Below are 19,405 nucleotides of genomic sequence, written 5' to 3'. Positions count from 1 at the left end.
TCATGGCAGCGCTGGCGCGGCAGAGGCGTTGGATTCGACCTTGTTGGCGAGCACGCGGATATCCTCGGCATCCATATCCAGCGCGTGGCGCGCCACCAGCGCCTCAATCTTCTGCCGCGCCTCCGACGGCGCATCTTCCGCGCCGCCCATCTCGCCAGTACCACCTGTGCGGATGGAATCGACGATCTTCTGCGCCAGCGAGCGCACCGTGGCGCCGTCCGCCAGCAGCATCACCGACAGCTTGACCTTGAAGGACTCCTCCACGGCCATACCGAGTTCCATCCCCATCAGCGAATCCATGCCGAGATCGACCACCGAGCGGTCGATGTCGACCTTCTTCGCGGACAGGTGGAGGATGCGCGCAATCTGCGCCTGCATGGTCTCGATCACCAACTGCAGCGCCTGGGCGTGCGGCAAGGCGCGTACCTCGCCATCCAGGCTGGAGCCCGCTGCGCGCTGCGCGTCCTGGCTGTCGCTGCCGAGCATCTCCACGTAGCGCAGCGAGCGCGCCGCCGGCATTACCCGTGCGACCGCTTGCCAGTCGAGCCAGAGCACCGCTTCGCCGGCGCGGTTTGCCAGCAACGCATGTTCCAGCGCCGCCATGGCCTCGGCGGAGGTGATCGAGCGCCCACCGATACGTGCTTGCAGCGCTTCGCGCGTTTGCGCGTTGCGCGCCAGGAACCCGACATCCTCTAGCGGTCCCCAGGCCATGAAGCAGCCGGGCAGCCCACTGGCGCGGCGCAGGTGCACCAGCGACTCCAGGAAGGTGTTGGCGGCAACATAGCTGGACTGGCCAGGGCTGCCGAGGAACGTCGTTGCCGACGAATACGCAACGAAGAAGTCGAGCGGCAGCGCGTGGGTGGCGCGGTGCAGGTTCCACGCGCCGGCTACCTTGGGCGCCAGCACGCTACTAAAGCGCTCGTCGTCCAGGTTGGCGATCAGGCCATCGGCGATGGTCATGGCGGAATGCACCACGCCCTTGAGCGGCGTACCAGTATTTTCTATCCGCGTGACCAGCGCCTTGACGGCGGCGCCGTCCGTTAGGTCGCAAGAAGCCACCGTGACGGTGACGCCGAGCGTCTCATGCCATTGCCGCGCTTGCGCCGCGAGGTCCTCGGACAAGGCACCGCTGCGGCTGGCCAGCACCACGTGCCGAGCACCTCTGTCCACCAGCCAGCGCGCCGTGGCAAAGCCGAGCCCACCGGTGCCTCCTGCCACCAGGTAGGCGGCTTGCGGGTTCAGCGCGAGCCGCGTGGGCTTGGGCGTCTGTGGTGCCGGCGTGCCGGCCGGGAAGGTGATCACGATCTTGCCGATCTGGCGCGCCTGCTGCATGTAGCGGAAGGCCTCCTCAACCCGGTGCGCGGGGAACGTGCGGTACGGCAGCGGATCAAGCGTGCCGCTGGCCAGCAATTTCATGATCTCGGCGAAGAGCCTTGCCGTCAGTCCGGGTTGCGCATGCATCAGCTGGTCCGCATCGATACCGAAGTAGCTGATGTTGTTGCGGAAAGGGCGCAGGCCGATTCGGCTGTTCTCGTAGAAATCGCGCTTGCCCAGTTCCAGGAAACGGCCGAACGGGCGCAGCACATCGATACTGCGTACCATTGCCTCGCCCGCCAGTGAATTGAGGACAATGTCCACGCCCTGGCCGCCAGTGCGCAGCAGGATGTCGTCGGCAAACGCCAGGCTGCGTGAATCGAATACATGGTCCGCGCCCAGCAGGCGCACGAATTCGCGCTTCTCATTGGTGCTCGCCGTAGCGAACACTTCGGCACCGAGATGGCGGGCCAACTGGATGGCGGCGACACCCACGCCGCCAGCCGCGCCGTGCACCAGCACGCGTTCGCCCTTGCGCAGGCGGGCCAGCTCGCACAGCGCATAGAAGGCGGTGAAGAAGGTGGTGGGAATCGTCGCCGCCTCCTCGAAGCTCAGCCGCTCGGGCTTGAGCGCCACGGCGCCCGCGCGGGTGCGCACGCGACTGGCGAAGCAGGCCGGGGCGAAGCCGAGTACCGCGTCGCCGGGCGCGAAGTCCTGTACATCCTTGCCGACGCGCGTGATGCGGCCGGAGAGTTCCATGCCGATGGTCGGACCCGCGAAGCCATTCTCCACGGCTTCGTCGGACAGCAGGCCCAGGGCGTACATCACGTCGCGGAAGTTCAGGCCGGTGGCGGCGGGTTCGATCTCTACCTCGTCCGGAGTCAGCTCGCGCTCTTCCAGGGCGAACCACTGCAAGTGGCGCAGCGATCCCGGTGATTCGAAGGCCAGCACGCTGTGCTGGTCCGGCTGTCCGGTGCCGGCGCCTTGCTCACGCAGTTCGATGGTGGCGCACGGCAGCATGCGCGGCACAAAGCGGCCAATGCGCGTGAGCAGCACTTCTTCTTCGCGTTCTTCCGATAGCAATTCGCGCACCAGCATGGGCGCAGGCCGTTCGCAGGCGGGATCGATATCGATCAGGTGGCAGGATAGCTCCGCGTACTCGTTCATCAGCACGCGGCCCAGGCCCCACAGTGTTGCCTGTTCCGGCTGGAACGATGACGGCTGCGCGCCGGGCGCGGCCAGCGGCGCGCCGCCACGGCTCACCACCCACAGACGCACCGGCGCGGCCGCATCGGCCAGGCCGCGCACCAGTTGCGCCAGCGCGATCGAGGTGCTCGCTTGCGCGCGCATCATGTCCTCGCCATCGGTCCCGGCATCCCTGCCGTCGATATCGGCGGCGAGGAAGACCACGTGGCATGGCGCATTCCCTGCCGCACCGAGCGATGGATGGGCAAGCAGCCCTTGCACCGAGTCAAGCACCGCGATCTGCGCACTGGTGGAGTCGGCCTGCAACGTATCGCTCACGGCGGCCATCAGCCGGCCGCGCGCGGCGGGGTTCAGCAGCAGCCATTGGGCGGCAGGTGCCACGGGAGCGGGCGCGGCTACGGGGTCCGCGCCACGACGCGCGAGCAGGAACGCTGGCACGCCCTCGAGTTCAAGATCGGCTTCCGTGTGGCGGACCGGTGTTTCGAAACCGTGCTCCTGCAGCAGGGCGATGACGGCGCTGGCACCTAGCAACTCGCCACGGCCCAGCGTCCACCAGTCCGGCGACAGGCCGAACACGATGTCCGAGAAGCGGCTCGACTGGCTTTCCGCCACGATCAGCAGCGCGCTGGGCGTCATCCATGCGCGCGCGGCTTCGATCAGCCGCGCCGGATGGGCGCCCGCGCGCAGCAGGTTGTTGATGATCAGGATATCGTACTGAGCGGGGCGGCCGGGCTCGGCCGCCAGCGACGGCGTGTCGCCCAACTCGATCTGCACCGTTCGGATCAGCGGATGTTCGGTGGCATCGAAGGCGCCCAACTGCTCGGCACTGCCGGCAATGGCGTAGTCGCAGCGCGATTGCAGGTGTGAGCCAAAGGGCTGGAACAGGTTGGTGCCCGGTGCGATCACTTCTAGCACGCGCAAGGGCCGTGGAGCATCCCATGCCTCGACCGCGGTGTCCAGGCAGGCGCTGGCCAGCGCGTTGACGTGGGTCCAGGTCGGCGAGGCCTCGTAGAGGTGGTCCACCAGGCTGCTGTGCCCGTTCGGCAGTACGACCTGTGGGCTGAGCCTGCCGTCGAGCACGGCGGGCAGCGCAGCGCCGCAGTGCGCCAGCAGCGTGAGTTCGGCTACATGGCCCGGCGAAGCGGAAAGCAGGCTACGCCAGAGTTCGTCGATGGCCGGCAGCGTCTCGTTGCCGCGCACCAGCAGGCCGTCGCGCCGGGCCAGCACGCCATCTTCCAACAACATGCCGATCAGGCGCTCCAGCAGCGCCGGGTTGGCGCTCGCGGGCAACTGCGGCTGACCTAGCACATCCATCGCCTCGACCGCACGCAGGGCATAGGCCGCTGCCAGCACGTCGAGCAAAGGCATGACTTCGGTCAGGTGGGTACGGCGGTGGGCCGCATCTTCCTGCGCCAGCAGCTTGGCCGCGGCCGTTGCGATCAGCGTGGCCGGCGCGGGCAGGGCGGCCGCGCTGATGTCGGCGGCATACGGCCGGGCCTCCGTGACGAAGGCAAAGCGGCTAGGTGCCGCGTGGAGCCGGGCCTGCAGGTCGACCCGCCGGAAGCGGCAGGCACCCACGCGCATGACTACCTGGCTGGCTGCGTCCAGGTAGGTGAACGAAGCCACCAGCGAATGCGGGCTGCGTAGCTCGATGCGGGCCACTACGCGGCGCACTGCTTCGCCGCGGCCGTAGAAGTCGATGCGGCCCATCTGTACCGGCACGTAGGCGGCCACGTCGGCCACCGCCTCATCTTCGCCGGCCGCCGCGCCAATCAGGGCCAGCAGCGGGTGGAAGCCGCCGTCGATCGCCGCCGGGTGCATCGCGTAGGGCGCCAGCGCGTCTTCCAGCACGGCGGGCTGCACCAGCTCCGCCACGGCCGTGTCGCCGGCAACGCGCACTGACTTTACCCACTTGAAGGCCGGACCGAAGTTTAGCCCGATCTCCGCGGCCTTGCCGTACAGGCATTCGCCGTCGATATCGGATGCAGCCTCCAGGGCAGCCAGTTCCGCCGCGCCGATGGTCTCGGCTGGCACCGCGGCGGGGCCGCCGGGCAGCAGCCGGCCGGCTACGCCGATGGTCCACGGATCCGTACTCAGGCGCGGGCGCGTCTCGATGACGAAGCCGTTGGTGCGGGGATCTACGGTAAAGCGGAACAGTCGGCCTTGTTGCGCCTGAAACACCACCGGCGAACGGATTTCCAGATTTTCCACCGCACAGGTTTCGGTACCGAAATGCAGGCGCGCGGCGGCCAGCGCCATTTCCGCGTAGCCCGCGCCGGGGAAGATCACCGCGCCGTCCACCATGTGGTCGGCCAGCAGCGGCAGCTTGACCGGGTCAATCTGGTTCTCCCAGGCCACTGCGCTGTCTTTCAGGCGATAGCCCAGTAGCGGATGCTCGCGGCGCCGGTTGACCAGGTCATAGCCCTCGCTGGTGGGCGCCAGCCAGTGGCGGCCGCGCTGCCACGGGTAGGTCGGCAGCGCCAAGTCCGGGTCTGCTGGCGGGTAGGCCACGTCCATGTCGAGGCTGGCGCCCTGCGCCAACGCTACGCAGAACGCGTGCTGCAGCTGCGCGGCGCTGTCGTGATTGCGCTTGAGGGTGGGCAGGGCGCTGCCGTTGGCCTTGGCGTGCTCAAGCGTCTGAGTGACGTAGCTGCGCAAGATCGCGTGCGGACCGATCTCCAGGAACACGCGCACGCCAGCGTCCACCAGGTGGCGCGCGGCGGCTTCGAACCGAACTGGTTCGCGGATATTGCGCCACCAGTATTGCGCGTCGAGCATCGTGCCGGGCAGTTGCGCGCCGGTGACGGTCGAGATGAACGGCGTGGGCGCATCCCGCGGCCGCAGGTCGGCCAGCCTCGTCAGCACCAGATCGCGAATTGGATCCATGCGCTTGCTATGGAAGGCGTAATCGAGATTCAGCGCCTGGAAGAATTTTCCGCTCTGGGCCAATTCCTCCAGCATGGTGGTAATGGCCTTGGGCGAGCCGGCCAGAGTGACGGCTTCGGGGCTGTTGACCCCCGCCACCTCAAGATCTTCACCGAGCCCAAGCCGGTCGATGAGTTGCTGCGCGGCTTCCACGCTGACACCGGCGGCGGCCATCTTGCCGTTGCCGGCCGTCGTGGCCTGCGCGCGGCTGCGCTCCTTGATCACATGCACAGCCTGCACCAGTGTCAGCGCACCCGCCGCCCAGGCTGCCGCCACTTCGCCTACGCTATGGCCGACGCATGCGTCGTAGCGCAGGCCACGTGCCTGCAGCGAGCGCACCACGCCAACCTGCAGCGCGAACAGCAGCGGCTGCGCGTTCTCCGTGCTTTCGAGCCAGGCGGCGGTGGCGCCTTCGCGCATTACCGCGGCTAGTGACGGGCTGCCATCTTCCTGCCACATGGCATCAATATTCTCGATGGTTTCGCCGAACACGGCGTCTTCCAGCAACAATCGCTGACCCATGCCCGCCCATTGCGAACCATTGCCGGAGAAGACCAGCGCCAGTTTGTTGTCTGCGCCGGCCGGTGCTTCCCCAAGGGTGACGCCGGGGGCGCTCTCCCCGCGTGCCAGCATGTCGAGCGATGCCATGCCGTCTTCCGGGCTAGTCGGCAGGATTACCGCACGCTGGTGCAGCCACTGGCGCTTGCGCGCGACTGCGCTGGCCAGTGCCTCCCACGACGCACCAGCCTGCAGACGCGCGTGAAACCGGCTCGCCAGCTCGCGCACGGCATCGAGGCTGCGTGCGCTCAGGATCAGGGCCGAGGGCACCGCAGCCGGCACGGTCTTGTCCGCGGCGCCACTTCGGGCCTCAGCCTCGCCCAGCAGGACGTGGGCATTGGTGCCGCCGAAGCCGAAGGAATTCACGCCCATCAGCAGCGGCTTGCCGTTCGTATCGAGCGGCTGGTATTGGTCGACCACACGCAAGCCGCCGCCGGCAAAGTCGATATTCGGATTGGGGTTCCTGAAGTGCACTGTGGCCGGCACAGCCTTGTGCTTCAGGCAAAGCACCGTCTTGAGCAGGCCCGCCATGCCGGAGGCCGTCTCCAGATGGCCCACATTGGTCTTGGCCGAGCCGATCAGCAGCGGCCGGTCCGGTGCCCGGTCCTTGCCCAGCACCTCCGTCAGCGCACGGGCCTCGATCGGGTCGCCTACCGCGGTGCCGGTGCCATGTGCTTCCACGTACGCAATATCCAGCGGATCCACGCCCGCGCGGGCATAGACGTCGTTGAGCAGCGCCGCCTGCGTGGCTGCAACCGGCACATTGATGCCGCCTTGCGAATGGCCGTCGGAATTCACGCCGGACGACACGATGACCGCATGGACGCTATCGCCGTCTGCCAGCGCCTTGTCGAGCGGCTTGAGCAGGACCAGAGCGCCGCCCTCGGCCCGCACATAACCGTCGCCCGCCGCATCAAAAGCGCGGCAACGCCCGGTCGGCGACAACATCGACGCCTTGGCGAAACTGACGAAGGGGGACGGGTGCAGGAGCAGGTTCACGCCGCCCGCCAGCGCCGTATCGGCCTCGCCCGCATGAATCGCGTTGCAGGCCTGATGCAGCGCGACCAGCGACGACGAGCACGCCGTATCGATCGACATGCTGGGACCACGCAGGTCGAACAAATAGGAAATCCGGTTTGAGGCGATGCTCAGCGTATTGCCGGTCGCCGAATACGCGTCCGCCACACTTAGGTCATCTGCCCCGCGGTCGCCGTAGTCCTGGCTGGCCACGCCGATAAAGACCGCGCAATTGCTGCCCGCCATTTCGGCCGGCAACTGGCCGGCGTTCTCGAAGGCCTCCCAGGCAAGTTCCAGCAGCAGGCGCTGCTGCGGGTCCATCTGCCGGGCCTCGCGTGGCGAAACACCAAAGAAATCCGCATCGAAGCCAGCAATGTCATCCAGTACGCCGGCAGAAAATGTATAGCTCTTGCCCGGCTCACGCTTGGCCGGGTGGAGATAGAACTCTGTGCCGAAGCGATCAGCGGGGATCTCCGTGATCGCATCGACTTCGTTGACCAAGAGGTTCCAGAAATCGTCCGGATTACGGACGCCTCCAGGAAACCTGCACGACATTCCCACAATTGCGATTGCTTTCTTCATCTTCTTCTTACTCGGCCCTGCAAAATCTGATTTTCTCTGAATGGATCGGAACTTCCGCTTCTCTGCTCTTCATGTATGCACGCCGGTCACTGCCGGCTGCCCGATCGCGTCAAGCAAAACCAGTCCCAGTCCCGCCACGTTCATTTCCTTGCGGAGCGCGGCCGGCTCTCCGTTGTTACGCCATATAAAATAATCGCTATGGGTTTGCATGGTGCCCAAATTGCCATAAACGCCAGGCAGCGCAGGCACATGGTCACCGTAGAAACACAGGATGGCTGGGCGCTGGCGACTGGCCAGGTAATCCGTCAGGCGGCCGATCATGGCATCGGCATTGGCTAGGTGGCGCAGATAAGCGGTCAGATCCTCCCACGGCGCACCATCGCCCAGTGCGTGGTAACGGGCGCCTTCGCCTGGCTCCACCCGCTCCAGATGCAGCGGCCCGTGATTCTCCATCGTCATTGCCATGACAAACGCCGGCTGATCGCCGGCGGCATCCAGTTCCGCAATGATCGCGTTCGCCACCGCGGCATCCGCCACGTACGGCCCGGCGCGCTGCGCACCGTCGAAATGCCGGATATCCATGAACCGCTCGAAATGCATCAACGGGAACACCCGGTTCCGGCCAAAGAAATCCGCGAAATAAGGATGAATCGCCAAGGTGCGGAAACCCGCGCGCCGGAACCATCCGGCCAGCGAGGCACACGGCTGCCGGATAAACGCATATGGATAAAAGCGCGCATAGCCCAGCTCCGCCTCGGACAGCCCCGACAGCAAAGCGAATTCCGTGCGCATCGTATTGGCGCCCCACGCTGGCACCCGCAGCTCGCCATACTGCCAAGACGCGCGGCAAGCGGCGTCGAAGTTCGCCAGAATCGACGGGTTCACCGCCGCACCCAGTCGGCGCGCGTCAAAAAACGACTCGCTCTGGATCACGATCACGTCCGGATGCAACGCCGGCGCTGTCGTGCGCGAGAACGGCCCCGCCATCAAGGCCTCCCGCAGCGCGCGCACAGTACGCGGGCGCAAGCCGTTCAACAGGTACGCCACGAACACCGCGATAAAGCCATGGTGGCGCTGGTCCTCGCCCGGCTCCAGCGTCAGCGGCAACCGCGCGGCCAGCAGCGCGGCGAGCCCCAGGGCGCTGCCGGCCAACGCCACGAGCGCGCCGTAGGGAACGGCCTCCAGGCGCGGCGCCGCCAGGAAGGCACCGACGAACAGTGCGGCGCCCAGCATGATGGTCAGCACCTGCACCAGGCTGAGGAAAGGGAGATAAAGGCGGGGATGGCGAAACAACTGGCCGAACAGGCTCAGGTCCGTAAAAACGAACGGTTCGTGCAAGGACGCGAATTTGGCATTGTTAACAATTGTCATTAACGCCGCCAGGGCAAACGCCACAAGTCCGGCAAAGGCGGGGCGGCCCGACACGGCCAGCGTCAGCGAGAACGACGCCGCCGCCGCCATCGCGTGGATGGCTAGTGCGGCACGAGGGCGCCGCCAGGGCACGCGCGGTCGGGGCAGGGCGATCGCGTCCGGCAGGAAAGAAGCGGCTAGCGCCGCGAGGAAATAGAGCAAAGGCGGCATGCCGGGCTAGTGCTCCTCCCGCGGCAGATAAGACAGCTTGTCGAGAATTGCATCGGCCAGGCGCGCCGGCAGCAGGGGCAGCAAGCCCATGCCAAAGGCCAGCAGGCCGGGGAAGGCGATCTCCGGTTTGTTGGCCGCCAGGCCCGCGCGAATATGGCGCGCGGCCTTCTCGGCGGACCACAGGAACGGCTTGTCACCGGGAAACACATCACTCATTGCCGTCTTCACGAAACCAGGGAACACCAGCGACAGGTCCACACTAGCTCGCGCCAGCAGCGGACGCACCGACTCGCCATACGCCTTGATCGCCGATTTGCTCGCGCAATATGCCGGCGAGATCGCCATGCCCCGGATCGCCGCCAGCGAACTGATCATCGCTACCTGGCCCCGGTGGCGCTGGCGCATCCGGCCGATGATAGGCAATACCGTGTGCATGGCACCGTAAAAGTTTGTGTCGAAGACCGCGCGCGTGCGCTCCAGGTCTTCCCAGTCTCGGGCGGATGACAAGGTACTGGCGACGCCGGCGTTGGCGATCAGCAGGTCGATCGGGTGGGAGTCGTCGAAGGCGTGGAGCCATTGGGCCGTGGTGGCGGCGTCGCGCACATCCAGTTCGGCGCTAACCACCGTGGCGCCGGCCGCGCGGCACTGCGCGACGGCGGCCGCGAGCCGCGACGCGTTGCGGCCAACCAGGCCCAGCGTCACGCCCGGCGCGGCATAGGCGAGCGCCAATGCAAGGCCGATGCCTGCGCTGGCGCCGGTGATCACGATATGGCGGGGCGCCGCATTAGCCATGGGCGGTGGCCTCTAGCCGCTTCACCACGCCGGCCGTGGCCATGGCAATACCGGTGCGGGTATAGAAATCCCCGTTGATCTGCGTGTGGTGCAGCACGTAGTCCAGGAAGGCTTGGTACAGATTCATATCCGGCCCTTCCGCCTCCAGCCAGAAATTGTCCAGTTCGCCCTGCCAGGTCATCCCCGCCATGTCATAGATTGCCGTGCCCAAGGTCATCAGCGGGCGTCGATGGTGCAGTGCCGACAGCCCCACGGTGCTGTTGACCACCACCACGCCGCGCGCGTGGTCTAGCAATGTGGGCAGGTGGCCCGCATCGATGAAGTCGAAGCGGTCCGCCACGCCCAGCGTCTGTGCCAGATGGCGGGAAAACTTGCGATAGTCGATCAGGCCGGTGTCCAGCGGATGGTTCTTGATCAGCAGCCTGGCGTTGCCGGGGGCGTGGTTGGCGAACGACGCTATGACCTGCTCGATTGCCTGCCGTACGCCCTCAAAGGGGGAATGCACCTGAATTTGGGAATCGGAGTTGAGTTGCAGCGGGAACACGTAATAGGGCTGCTTCGAGCCGAGCAGACGCTCGGTCACCTCGTGCGCCTTCGCCTTGTGCCGACGCTGCTGCAGCAAGCGACTTGCCAGGCCGGCGTATTCGCGGAAGCCATTGTGCGGGCGGTGGCTACGGTAGTGCGGGAAATGCCTGGCGTGCACTACATTGGCGGCGCGGTAGCGGATGTCGTGGAACGCGCGTTCGTACATGTTGTAGCCGGTGCTCTTACCGGGTGGGCTGGGCGGCGTCACGCTGCGGTGGCCGCGATACCAGTCCGGGTCGCGGGGGAGGAGGGAGCGGCCGTTGACGCCATGGGGTTCGAGGGTTAGCCAGTGAGGGCGGACGTAGCCTTCTTCAAAGACGTGGATTCTCACGCCCAACCGGCCTGCCGTGCCATATGCAGCCCGATGGATTTCGCGGCAATCACCAAAAAGCAAAATATCGCTAAAATTGCCACATTGGATGATATTTTCATACCAATCTGGCAACGATTGCAATGTATCAGAAAAGTTGCAGGCGTCTTCCATGCCCGCGTATGCGAGGTCACCTCCGCAAAAGTTGACTCGTCGCACCCCATGGCCGCGTTCGCGCAGCGCTGCGGACAACTGCCTGAAGAAGGGAGATGCCGTGCCTTGCAGGGCTAAAAAGGACCGTTGCATCAGAGGTGTGAGGGGCGGCAGGGAGAGGTTAGCGACACCGCAGGCACTTGGATTTGTCAAATATGGCAAGATCGCTATGCCGGTGTCTAAGGGTTTCCGAGAAGGTTGGAAGGATACCGCAGCGGTTTGGGTTTTGTAAGGAACTGCTTAGCTATTGTTGCAATTGGGACGCCATTGAGGTGTGCCCGGCAGTCTCGCCGACGAAGAGTCGCTATATAATCGCCGGCTTGAAACCGGCTTGGTCGCGGACGGAGCTGGAAGGCCGATTCCCGCAGATCTGCCCTGTAGAACACAGCGCCAGAAACACCCCAATTCCTCGGATTGACCTGTATCGAGGGCAATCTTGAAATCTGTCTAGGGAGGAGGAGTTGCGTGGTGCCGGCTCGTATAGCTTTGGAAAATACGTTGGATACGGTAATCGAGAAGGACACGGCGCCGCAGGCGGCCGGAAGCAAGAACAGTCTCTGGCCGCGTCTCAAGCGCGTCAATCGACTTTTTCTGGGTGCTGTCGTTGTGCCAACCGTCCTCGCGACAATCTACTTCGGTGTCATCGCGTCCGATGTCTACGTCTCGGAATCACGTTTCGTGGTGCGCAGCCCCCAACGGCAAAGCCAGACCAGCGCGCTTGGCGCCCTTCTGCAGGGAACAGGTTTCTCTCGGGCTCAGGATGATACCTATGCGGTGCTCGACTACATGGGGTCGCGCGATGCCCTTGGCGAACTGAACCGCGATAAATATATTTTCGACGCCTATGGCAATCATGGTGATTTCCTGAGTCGCTTCCTCCGTCAGCTGGACGATAGCTTCGAAGCGCTCTGGAAGTATTACACCAAGCGTATCGTATCCATCGAGTTCGATTCCACCTCGTCGATTACCACGCTGCAGGTGCGCGCCTTCTCGGCCAAGGACTCCATTAGAATCAATGCCTCGCTGCTGGACCTGAGTGAGCGGCTGATCAACCGCATGAATGAGCGCGCCGCCAAGGACATGGTGCAGTTTGCACGTGGCGAGGTGGATGCCGCAGCCGCCAAGGCGAAGGACGCAGCGGCTGCACTGGCCACGTACCGCAAGTCCAATACAGTGTTTGATCCGGACCGGCAGTCCGCGCTGCAGTTGCAGCAGGTAACCAGCCTCCAGACGCAGCTATTCAATGCGCAGGCGCAACTGATACAGCTGCAGTCGATCGCTCCGCAAAATCCGCAGGTTTCGGTGCTGAAGACGAATATCGCAGCGCTGACGAAGCAGATCCAGGAGGCCGCGGGTGGTGTTGCCGGCGGCAAGGGGTCGCTTTCGGACAAGGCCGCAAGCTACGCTCGCTTGCAACTTGATGCACAGTTTGCGGAAAAGCAACTGGCGTCGGCAATGAGCGCTTTGGAAAATGCGCGGGCGGAGGCGCAGCGGAAGCAGCTTTACCTCGAGCGGCTGGTGCAGCCGAACGAGCCCGATGTCGCGGTAGAGCCGAAGCGGATAAAGTCAATCCTGATTGTGTTCGCACTCGGAATGATAGCTTGGGGTGTGCTAAGCCTGCTGATCGCGGGTGTCCGCGAGCACCACGATTGATCTGTTCAATAGAGTGAGCGTGCAACCCGGTTGGCACCTCGCCGAGCGTGCTTCCTCTTGTCGTCCCGGCACCGACGGTCAAAGAGATAAAGAGCAGGGTCGAGGTCGATACTAGTATAAAAGATTGGATTGAATAGTATGACCATTTATGTGGGTGGGTATGGGGCAGGTAATGTCGGCGATGACTTGATCCTGAAATCGATCTTGAATCAGGAGCCTTCAGCGACCGTTGTCGCCTATGGAAGGCCCGGGCTAGAGCGGTACCATGAATATGTCGAGTTCACGAATTTCCTCGCCGATCCGGAACGGCATATCGAGGGCCACAAGACTCTGGTTATGGGTGGCGGTGGGATCTTCTGGTCTCCCGAGCATATTCAAGAGTTGCTGATTATCGCGCTGGCCGCGAAGACGGTCGGATGCGAGCTGCAGGTAAGCAGGGTGGGACTTCATGGATTCCACTACAACGTGACTGCTTCGCGCCATCTTCTGCGTCTTGCCGAACGCGTTTCTTTTCGCGAGCATGACTCCCTGGATCTCGCGCGGAGGCATCTAGGGTGCGACAGCGCGGTAGTCGAACCAGACTACGCCTGTGGCATCATCGAACCGGTGCAACGCACCGCAAAGACGGGAAAGCTGAAGATTGGCATCAATATCGCCTCTACCCGGTTTATCGATGACGAGCCGTTTTCGATGCACCTGCAACAGATATATTCCGGGATCGCACATCAGTTCCGGGATGAGCTGGAACTCTACTATATCCCGTTCTGCAGCCACGTCTCCGCACACAACCAGAGCGATCTTGCAAAAGCGGATGTGCTCCACTCCGTCTCCAATGGCCTGATCAAGTGGGCTGACTTCGCCAGTGCCGATGATTTGCTGGGGTTCTGCACGCAATGCGATTTCTTCATTGGCGAGCGTTTCCACATGCATATCGTAGCGCACGCGATGAATATCCCGTTTGTGCCGTTTATTCATAACGAACAGACGAAATATCGGGCGCTCGCGCACGAGTATGGGGACGTGCCGACCTATTACGAATCTTCCCAGGCTTTCATCATGGACTCCCTGACAAGGCGCGTCAGGGAGCTCATTAATGCCGCACAGCTAGCCTGACGGAGGCGGGTGGGGTTCCCTGGCCCCGCCTTGCTTCATGCCATGCACTCTGGCATATCGTCAAAGAAGGGGCGCAATGCCCCCTTCTTTAGTTCCGGAATGATCCCTGATTCTGGACGAACCATTGATAGCTGTTCCGCAGGCCGTCTTCCAGCGAAATACTCGCTTGCCATCCGAGTTTTCTTAGGCGCGAGACATCGAGAAGCTTCCGCAAGGTGCCATCCGGCTTGCTGCTGTCGAAGCGCAGTTGGCCCTTGAATCCGGTGACGCGCTTGACGCTCTCTGCAAGCTCGGAAATCGTGCAGTCCTCACCGGTTCCAACATTGATGTGCGATTGCATCGGCTCCGTATTGGCCTGGTATGTGGCCGCATCAAGCTCCATGATATGGACGCTGGCGGAGGCCATATCGTCTACATGCAGGAACTCACGCATGGGCTTGCCGCTCCCCCAGATCACCACTTCCTCCTCCTGATCCCTGACAGCCTGATCAAACCTGCGCAGCAACGCCGGAATGACGTGGCTGTTTTCTGGATGGAAGTTGTCATGCGGTCCGTACAGGTTGGTTGGCATGGCGCTCCGGAAATCGCACCCGTACTGGCGGTTGTAGCTCTCGCAAAGCTTGATGCCCGCAATCTTCGCGATGGCATACGGCTCATTGGTCGGCTCAAGGATGCCGGTCAACAACGAATCCTCGGACATCGGTTGTTCGGCCGCGCGCGGGTAAATGCACGACGACCCCAGGAACAGCAGCTTCCCCGCGCCGGCGCGATGGGCCGAGTGGATGATGTTGGCCTCGATCATCAAGTTCTCGTAGATGAACTCGGCAGGATAGGTGCTGTTTGCATGGATGCCGCCCACTTTGGCCGCGGCCAGGTAGACCTGATCGATGTGGCGATCGGCGAAGAATGCCTCCACCTCGCTCTGCCGGGTAAGATCCACCTTGTCACGGGAGGCGGTGACGATGTTTCGGTATCCCAGGATTTCGAGCCTTCGCACTATCGCCGAGCCGACCATTCCGCGGTGGCCCGCGACGAAGATTGCGTCGTCCTTGCTGTTATTCATGCCTTGTGCTCCAGGGATACGGGAACAGCGTACCCGTGCTTTGCGAGCAATGCGTAGCGCTTCGCGACATTCAGATCGTCGGCAACCATCTCTTCGCACATTTCCTGAACCGTGATCTCCGGGCGCCAACCCAGCTTCGACATGGCCTTGCTCGGATCGCCCAGCAGCGTCTCCACCTCGGTCGGCCGAAAGTAGCGTGGGTCAATTTGTACGATCACGTCTCCAACTTTGAGGCCCGGCGCGTTGGGGCCCTCGATGCGCGTTACCACGCCGGTTTCATCGACACCTTGACCTCGGAACTCCAGGGTGATGCCAAGTGCCGCGGCGGCCATGGCGAGGAATTCGCGAACCGAATACTGCAGACCCGTCGCGATAACGAAGTCCTCGGGCTGCTCCTGCTGCAGCATCATCCATTGCATGCGCACGTAGTCCTTGGCGTGGCCCCAGTCTCGCAAAGCGCTGAGGTTACCCATATACAGGCATTCCTCCAGCCCCTGCGCGATGTTGGCCAGGCCACGGGTGATCTTGCGCGTCACGAACGTTTCGCCGCGGCGGGGTGACTCGTGGTTAAACAGAATGCCGTTGCACGCGTACATGCCGTATGCCTCACGATAGTTGACCGTGATCCAGTAGGCATAGAGCTTGGCAACCGCATATGGGCTGCGCGGATAAAAGGGCGTCGTCTCCCGCTGGGGAATTTCCTGGACGAGGCCATAGAGTTCCGAGGTCGAGGCCTGGTAGAACCGGCAACTCTTCTCCATACCCAGAATCCTGATTCCTTCGAGCAGCCTGAGCACGCCAAGGCCATCCGCGTCGGCTGTGTATTCCGGTGCTTCAAAGCTGACCGCGACATGGGATTGGGCCCCCAGGTTATAAACCTCATCGGGCTGCACATTCTGGAGTATCCGCGTCAGGTTGGACGTATCGGTCAGATCGCCGTAATGGAGGATGAAACGCTGATTCTGTGCGTGCGGGTCTTCGTAGATATGGTCGATCCGCTGCGTGTTGAGCTGTGACGCACGGCGCTTAATGCCATGCACTTCGTATCCCTTTTCAAGGAGTAGTTCAGCCAGATAGGAGCCGTCTTGGCCCGTGATGCCAGTGATCAGTGCTTTCTTGTTGGAACTCATATTTCGATTGTCCGACGCGACGCCACAGATTTGCCGGGCGTCAAGTCAATTTGCCAGGAGGAGAGTCAATGCGAGGTTCTTGAAGTAACGGTCCGGCTGGGTTACAGCGGGCGTCATTGCCGTATACTACTACCGTCAGTGCCCTCAGTCGCCAAAGCAGAGACCATTGCGGAAATTTCGGCTGCGGCGCGAGCGATTCGATACCCGTGCGCCCGGGCGGCAACGACTTGAAGTGCGCGCTCGACGATCGACAGCACATCCCGAAAACGTTTCTTGGCGCTGATTCCTTCATAGTAAAATCCCGCGAGTCTTGGGCCCATAGCGGCGCTGCATTTTGACTGTATCCCGGCAAGATTCTCTCCGTCGCCCCGGTCGCGCCTTGAATCCCGAAACGGTGCCGCATCAGCGGGGCGCGAGGGAGGCGTACCGTTCCAGGCCTCCGTGGCCGGGGCGGCAGGTTGAGGATCGATCCCAAAGCCAATCGCGCGGACCCGATCACGGTTTCGCCTAATGGTAGGCAATTGCATGAGTTCTGAAACCACTATTGTTCAATCCCTTCGTATCCAGGTCCGGGTAGTCGGGGCACTCCTGATGCGCGAGATCCTGACACGCTATGGGCGGCATAACATCGGATTCCTGTGGGTGTTCTTTGAGCCGATGATGTTCACGCTTGGCGTGACCGCGCTCTGGACAGCCACCAAGGCGGCGCATGGATCGAATCTGCCCATCACGGCTTTCGCAGTGACCGGCTATTCTGCAGTTCTGCTTTGGCGGAACTGCGCGAACCGTTGCGCCTTGGCGATCCTTCCAAACCAGAGCCTGCTGTATCACCGCAATGTGCGCGTGATCGATCTGTTCCTGGCGCGGGTTGTACTGGAGATCGCTGGCGCCACCACCTCATTTGCCTTCCTGCTGCTTCTGTTTATCTCCCTTGGGCTGATGGAGCCACCTGTGGACCTGGGACTGATCTTTGTTGGCTGGGTTCTTCTGGCGTTCTTCGGCATCGGGCTCGGTTTTGCCGTCGGCGGATTAAGTGAGCGCAGCGAAGCGGTAGAGCGCATCTGGCACACGATTTCCTATTTGTTTTTCCCGTTTTCAGGTGCGGTTTTTATGGTGGAATGGCTTCCACCATTGGCCCAAAAGATTGTCTTGTTGTTTCCGATGGTGCACGGTACGGAGATGATTCGTGCCGGATATTTCGGCGCTAGAGTGAATCCGCACTATGATCTCGGCTATCTCTGTGTTGCAGACCTGATCCTGCTATTCATAGGTCTCGTATCCGTACGCGAGGCCAGCAAGCGAGTGGAGCCGGAGTGATTGACATCAAGAATCTAGGCAAGGGCTACCATACGCGTCAAGGCTGGCGGATGGTACTGCACGATATCAACCTGCGCGTACGACAGACGGAGAAGATCGGCATCCTGGGACGCAATGGTGCAGGGAAGTCCACCATGATCAGGATGATCAGTGGCGCGGAGCTGCCCACATACGGCACCATTCGGCGCGGGATGAGCGTGTCCTGGCCGCTGGCATTTGGTGGAGCCTTTCAGAGCAGCCTGAGCGGAATGGACAACCTGCGCTTTATCTGTCGTGTGTATGGTGCCGACCCTAAGGCCGTCGAGCCGTTCGTTCAGGAATTCTCAGAGCTGGGCTACTACCTGCGAGAGCCCGTCAAGACATATTCAGCAGGCATGCGTGCGCGGCTGGCCTTCGCGATCTCGATGGCGATTGATTTCGATTGTTTCCTGATCGACGAGATTGTTGCTGTGGGTGACAGCAGATTTCACGCGAAATGCCATGCCGAACTGTTCGAGAAGCGAAAAAACTCCTCGCTGATCATTGTCAGTCATGACCCCGGCTATATTCGCGAACATTGCGACCATGCAGCCGTCCTTGTACAAGGAAAGCTGCATGCATTCGCCGAGGTCGATGAAGCCTATGCCTTCTACGAGCAGTCAGCGGGTTGAAAGCCGTCTCTTCTCGACCACCAACCGGTACACCTCGTCAATCCTCTTCGCATAGGCTTCCGGATTGAATTGAAGTGCCTGGCGGACGCCCTTTTCTTCCAGGCTGCGCCGCAGATCGTCGTTCGTGTCGATGGCTCTCATAGCTTGCGCTAGCGCGCGCGTATCGTAGGGGTCGATCACCGAACAGGCGTCTCCGGCCACCTCGAGCAAGCTGCCAATCCTCGAAGTGATGACGGCTGTCCCAAGCGTCATTGATTCAAGCACGGGCAACCCGAAGCCTTCGTAAAGGGACGGGAAGACGGTCGCTTTGGCTCCACGGATTATCGTGATCAAGAGCGGCAGCGGTAGGTATTCGAGCCGCAGGATACGGCTTTGCACTTGGCCCGGAAGTGCGCCAATCGTCTTCAGAAGCCGTAACTCCTCCTCCGACTTCCATCCTGGCGCTCCGACGACGACCAGGGGAAGATTCACCCCGCTGCCAAGATATGCCTCGATAAGTCTATTGATATTCTTCTTGGGCTCGATTGCGCCAAAGAACAGAAAATATCCCTTATAAGAGAGATTGAATATTCCTGAAAGCTCTTGACGTACTGTCGCCTCGCTTTTTTCGGTCGCCGCCTTCGGTAGAGATACCGACTGAAAGGTATTCGTTACTTTATCCGGGTCGGCATCCAGTAGATTGATGATGTCCTTTCGCGAGGTTTCGGAAACGGTGATGATGTGATCGGCGGTGTCAACGAGCCTCTTGCAGAGCGCGAAGTAGTTCCGCTTGTGGTCGAGCGTGGTATGCGGCAGCCTCAGCGGCACGAGATCGTGCAACGTATAGATGTTGAGCGCGCCCTTGGCGCGTATCGGCAGGGGATAAGTCCAGTGCGCAATGTCCACTTGTGGCAAGGCTACGCTTGCGAACCTGTTGAACCACCTGAAAGCCCGGTGAGACCGCTTGTATAGATCCGGACTGTTCCAGAGCCTGTCGAAGTTCGGAAGGCGTGTCTTGAGCGAGTCATATAGAACGCCTCCCGAGATGGGGACTTCATCCACACGGCATCCAAGAGGGGCCGAGAAGGCTTCGCCTACCATGCGTGGGATACCCGCGATACCCGCCTTTTTGCGCATCGCTCCGTCAAAGAAGGCAATCTCGCTCAGCAGTGGATTCTTGGAGCGTGTGGACCTGCCGCCATAGAGCAAATTGATCCGATAGCCGACGCTTCGTGCGGCCTTGCACAGATTGCTGCCGTAGGTGGCAACGCCTGTCCCCTTCTCGAGGCCCAGGTTGTATCCATCTACCATTACTGATGGCATTGGGTGAATCCTCTCCTGATTGGATATTTCTTGAAGTGCATTTGGTCGGAGCCTGTCCGGCGGGGGGGGGCGATATTGGTGGAGATTCGACGGC

General features: G+C 62.3%; 11 protein-coding genes. 4 read left to right on the top strand and 7 right to left on the bottom strand.

What is annotated here, in order from left to right:
- From ACX12D_RS14705 to ACX12D_RS14690, 4 genes are all read right to left on the bottom strand, one after another.
- Entirely contained in the window at nt 1–7,602 is a 7,602-nt protein-coding gene (locus tag ACX12D_RS14705) for an SDR family NAD(P)-dependent oxidoreductase (RefSeq protein WP_459371675.1), read from the bottom strand.
- Between the two features lie 69 nt (nt 7,603–7,671).
- The gene (locus ACX12D_RS14700) at nt 7,672–9,183 is read right to left on the bottom strand and encodes an LTA synthase family protein (RefSeq protein ID WP_459371673.1); all 1,512 of its coding nucleotides are present in this window, start codon (nt 9,181–9,183) and stop codon (nt 7,672–7,674) included.
- Nucleotides 9,184–9,189: 6 nt separating this feature from the next.
- Nucleotides 9,190–9,975: an SDR family NAD(P)-dependent oxidoreductase gene (locus tag ACX12D_RS14695; RefSeq protein ID WP_459371671.1), complete on the bottom strand. Its 786-nt coding sequence runs from the start codon at nt 9,973–9,975 to the stop codon at nt 9,190–9,192.
- Nucleotides 9,968–11,176 (bottom strand): capsule biosynthesis protein, encoded by a 1,209-nt coding sequence (locus tag ACX12D_RS14690; RefSeq protein WP_459371670.1) that lies wholly within the window; start codon nt 11,174–11,176, stop codon nt 9,968–9,970. Before ACX12D_RS14690 ends, ACX12D_RS14695 begins: the two co-directional genes overlap by 8 nt.
- A 405-nt stretch (nt 11,177–11,581) precedes the next feature.
- On the opposite strand from ACX12D_RS14690, the gene ACX12D_RS14685 reads away from it, so the two are divergent.
- Together ACX12D_RS14685 and ACX12D_RS14680 are read left to right on the top strand one after the other, a co-directional pair.
- On the top strand, nt 11,582–12,736 hold the full coding sequence (locus ACX12D_RS14685) for a hypothetical protein (RefSeq protein ID WP_459371669.1): 1,155 nt from the start codon (nt 11,582–11,584) through the stop codon (nt 12,734–12,736).
- A gap of 138 nt (nt 12,737–12,874) precedes the next feature.
- Nucleotides 12,875–13,849 (top strand): polysaccharide pyruvyl transferase family protein, encoded by a 975-nt coding sequence (locus ACX12D_RS14680; protein ID WP_459371668.1) that lies wholly within the window; start codon nt 12,875–12,877, stop codon nt 13,847–13,849.
- Nucleotides 13,850–13,937: 88 nt separating this feature from the next.
- Here ACX12D_RS14680 and fcl read toward each other — a convergent pair whose 3' ends face one another.
- Together fcl and gmd are read right to left on the bottom strand one after the other, a co-directional pair.
- Nucleotides 13,938–14,912 (bottom strand): GDP-L-fucose synthase, encoded by a 975-nt coding sequence (gene fcl / locus ACX12D_RS14675; RefSeq protein WP_459371667.1) that lies wholly within the window; start codon nt 14,910–14,912, stop codon nt 13,938–13,940.
- Nucleotides 14,909–16,042 (bottom strand): GDP-mannose 4,6-dehydratase, encoded by a 1,134-nt coding sequence (gene gmd, locus ACX12D_RS14670; RefSeq protein ID WP_459371666.1) that lies wholly within the window; start codon nt 16,040–16,042, stop codon nt 14,909–14,911. Before gmd ends, fcl begins: the two co-directional genes overlap by 4 nt.
- Before the next feature lie 525 nt (nt 16,043–16,567).
- Between gmd and ACX12D_RS14665 the strand changes: the two genes are divergently transcribed.
- Nucleotides 16,568–17,359 carry an ABC transporter permease gene (locus ACX12D_RS14665; RefSeq protein ID WP_459371665.1) on the top strand — a complete coding sequence of 264 codons (792 nt, stop codon included), beginning with the start codon at nt 16,568–16,570 and terminating at the stop codon, nt 17,357–17,359.
- On the top strand, nt 17,356–18,009 hold the full coding sequence (locus ACX12D_RS14660; protein WP_459371664.1) for an ABC transporter ATP-binding protein: 654 nt from the start codon (nt 17,356–17,358) through the stop codon (nt 18,007–18,009). The genes ACX12D_RS14665 and ACX12D_RS14660 overlap by 4 nt, the downstream gene beginning before the upstream one ends.
- Here the strand turns inward: ACX12D_RS14660 and ACX12D_RS14655 are convergent.
- Complete coding sequence (locus tag ACX12D_RS14655; RefSeq protein WP_459371663.1) at nt 17,998–19,311, bottom strand: glycosyltransferase family 4 protein; 1,314 nt, start codon at nt 19,309–19,311, stop codon at nt 17,998–18,000. The genes ACX12D_RS14660 and ACX12D_RS14655 overlap by 12 nt on opposite strands.
- Nucleotides 19,312–19,405 lie beyond the last annotated feature (94 nt).

The organism is Cupriavidus sp. PET2-C1 (genome assembly GCF_054515855.1).
The sequence above is the reverse complement of the archived record's forward strand: the minus strand, read 5'-3'. Positions and strand labels throughout refer to the sequence as shown.

What these genes read in the sequence shown, in the direction of transcription:
- ACX12D_RS14700 (WP_459371673.1), bottom strand. Translation starts at nt 9,183, where the DNA reads ATGCCGCCTTTGCTCTATTTCCTCGCGGCGCTAGCCGCTTCTTTCCTG.
- ACX12D_RS14690 (WP_459371670.1), bottom strand. Translation starts at nt 11,176, where the DNA reads ATGCAACGGTCCTTTTTAGCCCTGCAAGGCACGGCATCTCCCTTCTTC.
- fcl (WP_459371667.1), bottom strand. Translation starts at nt 14,912, where the DNA reads ATGAATAACAGCAAGGACGACGCAATCTTCGTCGCGGGCCACCGCGGA.
- ACX12D_RS14655 (WP_459371663.1), bottom strand. Translation starts at nt 19,311, where the DNA reads ATGCCATCAGTAATGGTAGATGGATACAACCTGGGCCTCGAGAAGGGG.
- ACX12D_RS14680 (WP_459371668.1), top strand. Translation starts at nt 12,875, where the DNA reads ATGACCATTTATGTGGGTGGGTATGGGGCAGGTAATGTCGGCGATGAC.
- ACX12D_RS14665 (WP_459371665.1), top strand. Translation starts at nt 16,568, where the DNA reads ATGAGTTCTGAAACCACTATTGTTCAATCCCTTCGTATCCAGGTCCGG.
- ACX12D_RS14705 (WP_459371675.1), bottom strand. Translation starts at nt 7,602, where the DNA reads ATGAAGAAAGCAATCGCAATTGTGGGAATGTCGTGCAGGTTTCCTGGA.
- gmd (WP_459371666.1), bottom strand. Translation starts at nt 16,042, where the DNA reads ATGAGTTCCAACAAGAAAGCACTGATCACTGGCATCACGGGCCAAGAC.
- ACX12D_RS14695 (WP_459371671.1), bottom strand. Translation starts at nt 9,975, where the DNA reads ATGGCTAATGCGGCGCCCCGCCATATCGTGATCACCGGCGCCAGCGCA.